Consider the following 12,315-nt stretch of genomic DNA (forward strand, 5'->3'; position numbering starts at 1 on the left):
CCTTCAGTGCCAGGCTTACCTATTTCTTTGCGGGCACTTCTTCGCGGGCAATCGCCCTGAAAGCGATATCACGTCGAAATTCGACACCTTCCCAGTGAATAGCATTAGCGCCTTGGTACGCTTGTTGCTGTGCCTCCGAGACGCTATTGCCCAATGCCGTCACGCATAGCACGCGACCGCCAGCCGTCGTGACCTCACCTTGAGCATTTTGCGCTGTGCCTGCGTGAAACACCTTACAGCCCGTTTGCTCAGCGTCGACTAAGCCGTGAATGACATCGCCTTTACGGTAACTGCCAGGATAGCCACCAGCGGCCAGTACGACACCCACTGCAGCGCGAGAATCCCAATCACAACGCTGCCCGGCCAACCGACCCTCAGCGCCCGCTAAGCAAAGCGCTGCAAAGTCAGAGGCCAAACGGAGCATAATCGGCTGCGTTTCAGGATCACCAAAGCGGCAGTTGTACTCAATAACGCGGGGGGCACCTGCCGCATCAATCATCAAACCTGCGTACAAGAATCCAGTATAAGCATTGCCCTCAGCGGCCATGCCCCGCACGGTAGGTAAAATCACCTGTTCCATAATACGCGCGTCAACCTCAGGGGTTACCACCGGCGCTGGCGAGTAGGCGCCCATACCACCGGTATTCGGCCCCGTATCACCATCGTAGGCACGCTTATGATCCTGGCTGGTGGCCATGGGTAAAACATTCTCTCCATCCACCATGACAATAAAGCTTGCCTCTTCCCCTTCCAGGAACTCTTCAATCACCACGCGAGCGCCCGCACCACCAAACGCATTGGCTTCAAGCATGTCACGAATTGCGGCCTCGGCTTCGGCTTCGCTAAGCGCCACAATGACGCCTTTGCCAGCGGCCAAGCCATCCGCCTTGATCACAATGGGGGCGCCCATTTTGCGCAGGTAGGCAAGCGCAGGGTCCACCTCGGTAAACGTCTGATAGTCAGCAGAAGGAATGTCATGGCGAGCCAGGAAATCCTTAGTAAACGATTTTGAACCTTCTAACTGAGCGGCCGCCTGAGTAGGACCGAAAATCATCAAACCTGCCGCTTGGAAACGGTCGACAACACCCTCAACCAAAGGCGCTTCAGGGCCTACCACGGTGAGACCAATCTGCTCATCGCGCGCAAAGGCGAGCAGACTGTCTAGATCCGTTGCTGCAATCGCCACGTTCGTTAACTTAGGCTCCGTTGCGGTACCAGCATTCCCAGGGGCGACAAACACCTGCTCAACCTGATTCGATTGCGCCAATTTCCAAGCCAGAGCATGTTCACGACCACCGCCGCCTATCATCAAAACCTTCATGTGCATCCTTCTCAAACGGGAGAGCGTTATCGGCGGCATTATGCCACAGCATGGCAACGAGTGGGCTCAGGAGGAGGGCTTGTTATCATTGCGGGTGTCACTACTATCTCCCTCAGGCTGCTCCGCATCGCCAGGCTCGTCGGTTTGGCCGGGCTGATTCAAGGTGTTTTGCCAAAAGCGCATGTTCTCTTCGGCTAGTTCGCGCATAAACTCCAACGGTGTGTTACGCATCGCCTGCTTCCACTGGCTTTGTAGGCGTTTTTGCTGCTCTAACATCAGTTGCGTGCCCTGCTCTAGATAACGCGACAGTGGCAACGGTGATGTCATATCGTAAACACGAATTAACTGTGCCAACAGATCGTTAGAAAACACTTCCGCCTCGCTGTCCGCCTGCTCCTGCTCGATAATGATGGAAAGCAAAATAGTGCGCGTCAGGTCTTCTCCGCTTTTGGCATCTTCCACCCGAAACGGCTCTTCTTCGATGATTAAATGACGTAGATCCTCCAGCGTGACATAACGACTTTGCTGAGTATCGTACAACCTTCGGTTAGCATACTTGCGAATAACGCGCACGGTGCATCTCCTTAAACGCGATAGGGGTTTTTATTCCCGTTACTGGTATTGTGCCTGCACCACGCGCCCATGCAAGCCACCTTGCTATATTGATAAGCGCACTGCGCCTGTTCTGTGACCAATAGACCAACACTATGAATTTGATATTGCTCGACCCTAACGATCTTACCGACGACGGCCACGTCTGCATCACCGACCCACGTCGACTGACACATCTGCGCGACGTCCATCGTTCAACCCCAGGCGACCTTCTGACGGTGGGAGTACAGGGCGGCAACATGGGCAAAGCACTGTTAAAAGAGCTCACCGCGGAACGCGCGTATTTCAAGTTGGAAACCCTTGAAGAGCCACCGCCACCACCGTTACCCGTGCATCTAGTGTTGGCCCTGCCCCGCCCACGGATGCTAGCGCGCACCCTAGAGCACGTAACCGCATTGGGCGTAAAAGAGATTACCCTGCTGCATACCAAACGGGTAGAAAAAAGCTACTGGCAGTCCCCTGAATTACGCCCTGATAAAATTCACCAGCACCTGCTCTTAGGCTTGGAGCAAGCGCGCGATACACAGCTACCCATTGTCACCTTGAGCAAAGGCTTCCGCCCCTTTCTTGAGCAGCAATTGCCCGGTTTACTTAGCCAACGAAGAGGCCTGCTCGCCCACCCTGGCATGCCAAATGCCTGCCCAAGAAATATCAATGAACCTACTTTATTACTGGTAGGCCCAGAGGGTGGCTTTATTAACTGGGAAGTTGAGCAACTGCTAGCGGCTGGCTGCGAGGGAATGCATCTTGGCCCGCGCATTTTACGTGTCGAAACAGCCGTGACCGCGCTACTGTCACGGCTGTTTTAAGCGGCGATTAAGACTGGTTATCTTCGGGGTCATGGGGAACAACGTCAGCGTTTTCCCCACACTCTGGATCTTGCAAGAAGGTGTTACGCACATCAAGCAAGCCTAAATGACTAATCGTGCGGCGACCTAGCAGTAACGGATAATTCATTTCTTCACGATCACGCAGGCTGAACTGTTCTTCGTAAATAGTATCCCCCATACAAACTTCCAACAGCACGACTGGGCGCTCATCGCGCCCCCCAGCGCCACGCACGGCAAGCTCACGGTAGAGGGGACGCTCGATTTGATCGCTAAACACATCACCACTCGCCTGATCTTCAAGCTTCAGACGAAAGCGCACCCACTCTTGGTCATCTTTTTCAAAAAGCTCAATATTTCGCGCATCGAGGGAGGAGGTTAAGGCCCCACTATCGAGTTTGGCTTTTACTTCGATATCCCAGGGCTGTAGCGTTGCTTTTTCAACCCAGCCGAAGACTTGTTCGTCATCAGCCATCGTCACAGAGGCTGAGAGCAACCCACCCATCAATATACCGCCAATCAACAGTTTATCCATTAATTGCATAGCATCATCCTTGGTCCATTTAAATCACTTCACAATCATTGCTTACTGGAAACGGCTGCGTAATCGTTCAAGCAACGCTTGTGTCGCAAATCCATCGGGTATTAACCCTTGATCACGCTGAAAGTTCCGTAAACCTTGCCGCGTATTGGGCCCCATGACGCCATCAGCGCCGCCTACCGAGTAACCGGCACGGTTTAACGCCCGCTGAAGCTCTTGAACATCGTCACGAGTGAGTGGCTCTTGATCCCGCGGCCAGCCGTGCTGAATACCATCTCGTCCGGCAATCGCATCCCCGAGCGTTGCCACGGCCAACGCATAACTAGTGGCATTGTTATAGCGTAGGATCGCGCGAAAGTTAGCGCCGACTAAAAAAGCGGGGCCATCCGCGCCAGCCGGAATGACGATGGCAGCGCTATCGAAGTTCGGCAACTCACCCTGTTGCGCCTGAACGCCCTGAGAACGCCATTCGGCGGTGCTGCGTCGCTCGGTTTGGGCATAATCAAAGCCTTCAGGCAAACGCACCTCAACCCCCCAAGGCTGACCTGTTTGCCAACCGGCTCGGTCAAGATAGTTAGCTGTTGATGCCATGACGTCGGGGATGCTGCCCCAGATATCACGACGTCCATCGCCATCACCATCTACGGCATAGGCTTCAAAGCTGCTGGGAATAAACTGGGTATGACCCATAGCCCCCGCCCAGGATCCTTTCATCTGCTCAGCAGCGATATCTCCCTCGTCGATGATACGTAAAGCAGCGAGCAATTCACCACGAGCAAAATCACGGCGCCGGCCATCATAAGCCAGCGTGGCAAGGGACTCTAACGTCGAAAAATCACCGAAATTACTGCCGTAGTTACTTTCAATGCCCCAAATGGCAACAATAATTTCGGCAGGCACGCCAAAACGCTGCTGCATCTGCAGTGCGGTATCGCGGTGCTCAGCTAGTTTCTCACGGCCGGTATTAATACGTGTGGACGAAACGGCGGTATCAAGGTACTCCCAGATAGGTCGCACGAATTCAGGCTGATAGCCGTCGAGTTCAATGACACGCTCACGGTAGCGTACGCCATCCAACGCATCGCTCAGGGTCGCTTCGCTGATTCCCTGATCCGCTGCATACTGACGAAATTGCTGAAGCCATTCTTGAAAATTAGCGTAGCTAACCTCGGTGGCCGCCTGAGTATCTACTTCTGACATTAATTGAGCGTTTGCTAGCGCTACGCTTCCTGCAAAAGACGTGCTTAACGCTGCTATTAATGAAAAACACATAAAGGGGCGGCAACGCCGCCCAACCGATAAATTACCAACCATTATTTATATCCTTAGGCAGTCCTTGGCATGCCCGGGATGATGGCCTAGAAAAGTCGTAGATACCAGCCCTCACGGCTGTTCAGTGTTGGCAATTAACCTATTGCGCTACCCAACCCGAGCGTCGGGCTTGATATTCCTATCGCTTAGAGAGGAATCAACCATCGCTCCCACTGCTTAGGCTCGACACAAGGCGCCTCAAACGCCAAAGGATAGGCACGCCAAGGCTGGTGACGCTTTGAACCGTAGGGAAGATTGGCGAGCGGCTTCAGCCAGTGAGCTACATAAAGCCCCTTGGGATCGTAATGGCTCGCCTGTTTCAACACATTAAAATAACGGTCCTGACGTGGGTCGCGCCCTATCCCGGCAATATAGCGCCAATTGCCCCAGTTACTCGCAACATCGTAGTCAATCAAGCAGTGTTCAAACCATAGAGCGCCCAAACGCCAATCCACTTTTAGATCGTTAACCAAAAAGCTGGCCACATTCTGCCGGGCGCGATTGGAAAGCCAACCCGTATAGCGAAGCTCCAGCATTGCCGCATCGACAAACGGCAACCCGGTGGTGCCATTGCGCCAAGCATTGAAAGCGGCACATGGCTTGGCAGGCTGTCGAGAGCCAAACATTTTCGGCCCTTCCAACTCGGCAGCACGGATAAAATACTCCCGCCAAAGTAGTTCGAACGTAATCCAATAGCTCGATTCGCTGCTGCCATACTCTGCTTCCCAAGCCTTCACCGCATCATTGACTTGGCGTGCTGACAGGCAGCCACGGGCAAGCCAGGGAGAAACACGGGTTGAAAAATTAGCGCCCAGTAGACCATTGCGGGTTTTTTTATAAGTTGCCGCGCCTCGAAGGCGCCACAAGTAGTCGTTCAGGCGTGCATGTGCCGCTGATTCACCGCCTCTATACATGTAACCCTGGCGGTTATCTGGCTGCCAGGTAGCGCTCTGTTCGCATACGGCTTTTAGGGGAGGAAAACCTCTTGGCGCTTCAGGCCACGGGGGCAGCGTTATAGGGGCACAGCGACTGCTGGGCACCGTGCATGCTTGCTCAACGCTGCGCCTAAATGCAGAAAAGCTTTCAGGCAACGCCTCACGCTCAAAAGGTAACGCTTGACGGGCCAACAGCCGTCCACCCTCTATGCATTCAAATGTCGTTTGACTGGGCAGACCTTGGGAAACCCTCTGAATATGCGCACTTTCTTCAACGCCAGCATGCTCGGCAACGCGTACTTGTCGTGCATTAAGCGAATCCGCCAGCTCAATTACAACGTCACTGGGCTTGCCAATCCGTACTAGCAAGTCACTGCCGCGCTGCAACAGCTCGCCGCGCAATTCCATCAAGCTTTGCCATAAAAAGCGTAAGCGTGCGGGCCCAATACGCGGTGTCAGCTCACCATCAATTAATGGCGCAAACCACTGCTCATCGACAACGTAAAGGCACACTAGGTGGCTAGGGGGAACAGCGAAGTGAAAAAGAGGATTATCAGCAATACGCAGATCGTCTTGCAGCCACACTATGTTAATCATGCTGTTCATGCTCGTGCCTCCTTAGGGCGCTTAAATACTCACTACTTGTATGCTCCCTACATGGGTTTCCAGCACAATAAACATGAACTATCTACCTTATGCTGTACAATTATTGTACATCATTTGAGCCAATTACTTGTACAACAATCTCGGGTTTTCTTAACCGTCAGGCATAAAAAAACCACCCGTAGGTGGCTCAATAATGGTTAATCTCACTGTCTTCGCTGTGTCTCGCTTTTTCTAGCTGATCTTAATCGGGATCTGTCTCCCTTGGCTGACGCTTGGCGTTTTCTTGGGTTTCCAGGCCACTTTTTAGTTCATGGGTTAACGGATCGTAATTAGGTCGCAACTCATCCTTCACCGTGCCGCTCCATAGTTTTGAACCTACAAAGTAACCGGCTCGACCAATGACATGCGCAGCCACCGGTGCGGTCATCAAAATAAACACTATGATGGCAAATGACCGGGCGACAATGCCCACTTCAGCAAAATGCATAGCAGCCGCCAACATAATCAAGATGACGCCTAACGCCGCAGCCTTGGTGGTCGCATGCATGCGGGTTAACAAGTCAGGCAACCGCAGCAGACCTATCGAGGCAAGCAGTATAAACAGAGCGCCACCAATGATTAACGTGCCTTTTATAAAGTCAATCATCGCGCGGTCCTCCCCTTTCCAAAAAGCGTGCAAATGCAATCGCTGCCAAAAACCCCATCAAAGCGATCACAATAGCGGCATCCAGAAAGCTCGCGACGTCTGACTTAATCGCATATACACCCACTAATCCCACCACAGTGGTAGAAAACAGCTCTAAAGCAACCACACGGTCAGGTAAGCTGGGACCGCGCACCACACGAACAAAAGTAAGAATAAGCGCCAAACTCATGATGACTTGGCTTATTAAAATGACGATATCCATTAGCGAAACAACTCCAAAGCCCGGTGCTCCATCTCTTTTAAGTTGCGCCGCAGTTCCTCTTCATTGTCTAAAAACATTGCGTGAATATACAAAACCTTACGGTCATCAGACACATCCAAACTCAGCGTGCCAGGTGTTAACGAAATCAGGTTAGCCACCAGGGTGATTTCCATTTCAGTGCGGGCAGAAAGTGGCAAGGCAATAACACCAGGTTTCATATGCCAAGGCGGGGTTACTATATCGAAGGCCACACGTAAGTTGGCTTGAATTAATTCTTTAAGAAAAAAACCGATAAAGCCGATGAAACGTGGTATTCGCGCTGGGTAGCCCTTCAAAGAATCGAGTTGAGGTTCAATCAATACCAGCGTGAAATAACCAAATATTAACCCGACAAGGAGATTCAAACCGCTAAAATCACCGCTTAACAACACCCATGCGAGTCCTAGCAACAGATTCCAAATTGCACCGGTCATGGCGTCATCTCCCCGGCTTCAACTTCGGGTTCTTCCTCTGCAGTAGCAGCGGGTTCCAGTAGCACATCGTCAGCACTCGCTGAAGCACCCAGCACGGCTTCTACATACCCGGAAGGCTCATACAATTGATCCCCAATAGCCATCATCACCCACATGATAGGCTCGGCGAGCACACCAATCATTAAAGAGCAGAGAGCCAACACCATCACCGGCGAATACATCATCCACAGGCTTGGCTTTAACAGCCGCCCATCGTCACCCGTCGGCGTGGCGGTTTCAGGCACTTGGTTATCTTCAGGGAGAGATTTCCAAAACACCTCATTCCAGATTTTCACCATGGAATAGAGCGTCATTAACCCAACGGCCAGCGCGATACCGGTCACAACATAGGCTTCAATTTCTAAACCGGCGCGTACAATCACAAATTTGGCAAAAAAGCCTGATAACGGCGGCACACCCGCCAGTGAAAAGGCAGACACGAAGAACGCAACGGCGAGCCAAGGGCGCTCCCGGTACAACCCTCCCATTTTTTTAAGTTGATAGGTGCCCTGCAGACGATGAGTGATACCACTAATGAGGAAGAGGTTGGTCTTCACCACCATGTTATGGACGATCGCAAACACGCCACCGGCTATCGCCAAGGGGGTGTATAACGCCAGCCCCAAGATCATGTAGCCAATCTGGCTGACAATGTGAAATGACAAAATGCGCCTGAACTCGTACTGAGCTGCCGCGCCTAAAACACCCGTTACCATGGTAAAAACCGCGCCCCAGAGCATAATATCCTGAAGATAACCCATGGTTTGATCGAAGATTAAAGTGAAGACGCGGAACATTGCATAAACGCCTACCTTGGTGAGAAGCCCAGCAAACAAGGCTGAAACTGCTACCGGTGGCGTGTGATAAGAGGCTGGCAGCCAAAAGAACAACGGAAAAGCCGCTGATTTAATCCCGAAAGCGACCATAAACATGACCGCTAACACTTCAACCATGCCGGTGTGTTCCGCCTCATCCATGCGTAATGCTATATCCGCCATGTTGAGCGTCCCTACCATCCCGTAGAGCAGCCCCACAGCCGACAAGAAAATAACCGATGCCAGCAAATTCAAGGTAACGTACTTAATCGCGCCTTCCATTTGTGCGCGCTCGCCGCCCAGAATCAGCAGCGCAAACGAAGCCACCAGCATCACCTCAAACCACACATAAAGATTAAAGATATCGCCGGTTAGAAACGCCCCCATCACCCCGGCAAGCAGCAGGTGCATCAACGGATAATAACCAAATTTTTCATGGCCACGGCCAGTCGTCGCCAACGAGTAAATCCCCATTGCCAAGCCGATAATCGCGGTCATTAATACCATCACCGCACTCAGTAAGTCGGCAATTAAGGTAATCCCAAACGGGGCTGGCCAACTGCCCATTTGCATAGTGACGTAGCCATCCGACAGGGTCGATACAAACAACCACAAGCTGACAATTAATAACGCAATATTGCCCGCCACAGCCACAAAGCGCTGCATAGGCCGTGAGCGCCAAAACAATAACGAGATGGCTCCTGACAGCAACGGCAAGAGGACGGGAAGAGCGACTTCAGGCCTCACGTGTCAGTATCCTTCATCTTATCGAGATCATCGGCTTTAACGACTTCGTAGGCGCGTCGAATCAATACCACCGCAAACGCAAGCACCCCAAAGGCAATCACGATCGCCGTTAGCACTACCGCTTGGGGTAAGGGGTCGGCGACACCGCTAGGTGGCTGCATCATGCCTTCTGCAATCAACGGCGGTGCTCCCCGCGTCATGCCCGCCGTGGTAAATATCAGCAAATTGGCGGCGTTAGAAAGCAGCATCAAACCAATGACCAGTTTGACAATGGAGCGACGCAGCATCATGAAAATAGCCGTCGCATACAGCAGGCCAATGGCCAATGCCATTAATGGTTCCATACGAAGCCTCCTGTTAACTCACGGTTCATCCTTATCAACCTCCATCAGCGTCATTACCATGCCGGTGACAGAACCGAGCACAGCAAAATAGACACCAATATCAAAAATCAGCGGCGTAGAGGCTTTAAAGTCAATGACCGGCACTGTCCACCATTGAGCGGTCAAAAATGGTTGGCCCATAAACCAAGCGGGAACCACTGAGACCATCCCCAGCAGCAGGCCAACGCCGATCAGATCGCGGGGATCGACCATTCGCAGTACTTCTTTGGTAGCGCTCACACCAAAGGCAAATAGATAGAGGGTAAACGCCCCCGCCGCCACCAAGCCGGCGATGAAACCACCGCCGGGTTCATCGTGCCCTCTCAACAACAAAAACACCGAAAAAAGCAACTGTAACGGCATCAAAAAGCGGGCGGCCGTATTGAGAATAATCGTGCCTGACTTAACCATCGTAAGGCTCCTTAGCTACCTTGCTGCTCGTTTCGCTTTTGCCGCTGCTGCCTTCCCCATGACGTGATTCACCCTGACGCAACTTGAGCATGGCGATAACGCCAATGGCTGCGAGTGCCAGCACGAACATTTCACCAAGCGTATCCAGAGCGCGGTAATCGACCAAAATAACGTTGACGATATTACGGCCATGGGCCAATGGTGCACTGTTCTCGATCATATAGGTTGAAATCGGCTCAAACTGTTGAATGCTCCACGCTGTCATAATCAGTAGGCAGATCAAAATGCCGACCATAGCGGCTACGGAGCCATCACGTATACGCTCAAGGTTGGTCGAAAGATTAGAGAACCGTGGTAGCCGGAACAACACGAGCACCAGCAAAATCACCGTTAGGGTTTCCACCAATAATTGGGTAATCGCCAAATCGGGCGCGCTGAACAGAATAAAAATTAACGCAATGGAAAAACCCATCACCCCAACAGACACCACCGCTCCAAGACGTGAACGAGTCGTTGTGGCAAAAAGTGCACCCATCGCCATGGTGCCCGCCACGACCACCTCGTGGAAACGAACATCAAGTTCAAAGGTAAACATTGGCGAATGACGCAGTAAGATCGAATTACCAATAAGCGCGATGAGCGTTACTAACATCACCAGGATGTAATTGCGCATATAGCCGTTTTGCAACAGCCGCGTCTGCCATTCAGAGAACTGCACGATGCCGTTCATCATGCTTTCATAGCCTGCTTCAGGTCCATGGCGCATGATCGGTGCCAATATAGAAAGCTTGGCACGCACACTGTCCCAACGTTTAAAGAGTAGAAAGCCAAAACCAATGCTAATGATCGACATTATCAAAGCGACATTGACACCGTACCAAAGCGACAGCGCCACCTCGATGGTTTGACCAGAAATGGAGGTCGCCGCCGCCGTCAGCAGCGCGTTTGCACCTAAAACTGACGGTAGCAAACCCAACAGTAGCGACCCCAGTGCAAGCAAGGCAGGCCCTATCAACATGCTGTTAGGCGCTTCATGGGGCTCGCTCGGGGTATGGTGACGTTTACCGAAAAACGGACGCAACGCCACAATAAAGGCAACGGCAATCGTTAAGACGGAGGCAAAAAAGGCAAATAGCACTAGCAGTGTTTGGAAGCTATCAGCGCCGAGCACTGACTCTAGCATTAACTCCTTACCTATAAAGCCAATCAGCGGCGGCGCCCCTGCAAGAGAAAGTGCAGCAACCATGGCGATAGTCGCCGTTAGCGGCATCACCGAACGCAGCCCGCCCATCTGAGTAACGTCTTTGGTCCCGGTTTCATGGTCAAGAATACCGGCGACCATAAACAGCGCCCCTTTATACAACGAGTGCGCCAACAGGAAAGTGACGAAGGCAGTCATCGCGTACTCGGTGCCGATGCCCAGTAGCATGGTGAGTGTGCCCAGTGCCATGATGGTCGAGTAGGCGAGCAGCTTTTTAATATTGGTGTGATGAATAGCTAAAAATGCACCGACCAGCATCGTGGTCGCACCTACCACGGAAAGAATTCCAACCCATAGGGCCGTGCCGCCCAGCTCCGGATGCAGGCGCGCCAACAGGTAAATACCGGCTTTCACCATAGTGGCAGAGTGCAGGTAGGCGGACACCGGTGTGGGCGCCGCCATTGCGTTGGGTAACCAGAAGTGGAACGGGAACTGAGCTGACTTGGTAAATGCCCCCAACAACAAGCAGATCAACATAGGGGTATAGAGCGCGTGTTCGCGCAAATCGGCTTCCTGGCTAAGAATATCCGCCAGCGACCAGCTTCCACTCGCAATTCCAAGCAGCAGTAGCCCTGCCATTAATGCCAAACCGCCGGCGACAGTGACGAATAAGCCCTGTCGCGCTGACTTGCGAGCATTGATGTCAGCGTGGTTAAAACCAATCAACAGATAGGAGGTAATGCTGGTCAGTTCCCAGAAAATAAATAGCGTAAAAAGCCCATCGGCGAGTACTAGCCCCAGCATGGAGACCATGAAGGCGACGAGAGCAAAATGAAATCGAGGAAGGTCAGGGTGATTTTTTAGGTACCCACCGGCATACACCAGCACACAGGCACCCATCACAGTAATCAATAGCCCAAAGAGCAGCGATAATCCGTCCAACAGAAAAGAAAGACTGATTCCAAGAGAAGGCACCCACTGCCACTCGAAGAGTAAGCGACCGTTTTCAAGAACTTCCGGCGCCTGGAGTAACAGCCACACCGTTAGCGCAGCAGGAAACAGGGCCAAAAAAAGGCTGGTACGCTGGCCAAACCAGCGGTTCAACACAGGCGACAATGCGGCCAGTACGAAGCCCATTAACACGGCGAACTGTATCAAGCGAAACCTCCAAAATGACGAAAGGCT

Annotated in this window: 13 protein-coding genes; 1 reads left to right on the plus strand and 12 read right to left on the minus strand. The window is 52.3% G+C overall.

The annotated features are described in order from the left end of the window. Window positions 1-19 precede the first annotated feature (19 nt). Together purD and phaR are read right to left on the minus strand one after the other, a co-directional pair. Window positions 20-1,321, minus strand: a complete 1,302-nt coding sequence (purD, locus tag ACW44H_RS12795) for a phosphoribosylamine--glycine ligase (RefSeq protein ID WP_457504874.1) — start codon at window positions 1,319-1,321, stop codon at window positions 20-22. A 66-nt stretch (window positions 1,322-1,387) separates the two neighbouring features. Next, complete coding sequence (gene phaR / locus ACW44H_RS12800) at window positions 1,388-1,894, minus strand: polyhydroxyalkanoate synthesis repressor PhaR (RefSeq protein ID WP_113270054.1); 507 nt, start codon at window positions 1,892-1,894, stop codon at window positions 1,388-1,390. A 134-nt stretch (window positions 1,895-2,028) separates the two neighbouring features. On the opposite strand from phaR, the gene ACW44H_RS12805 reads away from it, so the two are divergent. After that, a complete protein-coding gene (locus ACW44H_RS12805) occupies window positions 2,029-2,742 on the plus strand; it encodes a 16S rRNA (uracil(1498)-N(3))-methyltransferase (protein WP_457504876.1) in 714 nt (237 codons plus the stop codon). A 7-nt stretch (window positions 2,743-2,749) separates the two neighbouring features. Here ACW44H_RS12805 and rloA3 read toward each other — a convergent pair whose 3' ends face one another. The 10 genes from rloA3 to ACW44H_RS12855 form a co-directional block, all read right to left on the minus strand. Next, entirely contained in the window at window positions 2,750-3,304 is a 555-nt protein-coding gene (gene rloA3, locus ACW44H_RS12810) for a retropepsin-like aspartic peptidase RloA3 (RefSeq protein WP_457504878.1), read from the minus strand. A gap of 42 nt (window positions 3,305-3,346) precedes the next feature. Further along, window positions 3,347-4,615: a lytic murein transglycosylase gene (locus tag ACW44H_RS12815; protein WP_457504879.1), complete on the minus strand. Its 1,269-nt coding sequence runs from the start codon at window positions 4,613-4,615 to the stop codon at window positions 3,347-3,349. Between the two features lie 143 nt (window positions 4,616-4,758). After that, complete coding sequence (locus tag ACW44H_RS12820; RefSeq protein WP_457504880.1) at window positions 4,759-6,153, minus strand: DASH family cryptochrome; 1,395 nt, start codon at window positions 6,151-6,153, stop codon at window positions 4,759-4,761. Between the two features lie 241 nt (window positions 6,154-6,394). Then, a complete protein-coding gene (gene mnhG, locus ACW44H_RS12825) occupies window positions 6,395-6,799 on the minus strand; it encodes a monovalent cation/H(+) antiporter subunit G (RefSeq protein WP_113270049.1) in 405 nt (134 codons plus the stop codon). Continuing rightward, window positions 6,792-7,061, minus strand: a complete 270-nt coding sequence (locus ACW44H_RS12830) for a monovalent cation/H+ antiporter complex subunit F (RefSeq protein WP_113270048.1) — start codon at window positions 7,059-7,061, stop codon at window positions 6,792-6,794. The genes mnhG and ACW44H_RS12830 overlap by 8 nt, the downstream gene beginning before the upstream one ends. Beyond that, entirely contained in the window at window positions 7,061-7,534 is a 474-nt protein-coding gene (locus tag ACW44H_RS12835) for a Na+/H+ antiporter subunit E (RefSeq protein ID WP_113270047.1), read from the minus strand. Before ACW44H_RS12835 ends, ACW44H_RS12830 begins: the two co-directional genes overlap by 1 nt. Continuing rightward, on the minus strand, window positions 7,531-9,135 hold the full coding sequence (locus tag ACW44H_RS12840) for a Na+/H+ antiporter subunit D (RefSeq protein ID WP_113270046.1): 1,605 nt from the start codon (window positions 9,133-9,135) through the stop codon (window positions 7,531-7,533). Before ACW44H_RS12840 ends, ACW44H_RS12835 begins: the two co-directional genes overlap by 4 nt. After that, a complete protein-coding gene (locus tag ACW44H_RS12845) occupies window positions 9,132-9,479 on the minus strand; it encodes a Na+/H+ antiporter subunit C (RefSeq protein ID WP_113270045.1) in 348 nt (115 codons plus the stop codon). The genes ACW44H_RS12840 and ACW44H_RS12845 overlap by 4 nt, the downstream gene beginning before the upstream one ends. 18 nt (window positions 9,480-9,497) lie before the next feature. Continuing rightward, window positions 9,498-9,929: a Na+/H+ antiporter subunit B gene (locus tag ACW44H_RS12850; protein WP_113270044.1), complete on the minus strand. Its 432-nt coding sequence runs from the start codon at window positions 9,927-9,929 to the stop codon at window positions 9,498-9,500. After that, on the minus strand, window positions 9,922-12,285 hold the full coding sequence (locus ACW44H_RS12855; RefSeq protein WP_457509024.1) for a putative monovalent cation/H+ antiporter subunit A: 2,364 nt from the start codon (window positions 12,283-12,285) through the stop codon (window positions 9,922-9,924). Before ACW44H_RS12855 ends, ACW44H_RS12850 begins: the two co-directional genes overlap by 8 nt. Between the last annotated feature and the right edge of the window lie 30 nt (window positions 12,286-12,315).

The organism is Vreelandella sulfidaeris Esulfide1 (assembly GCF_054072535.1).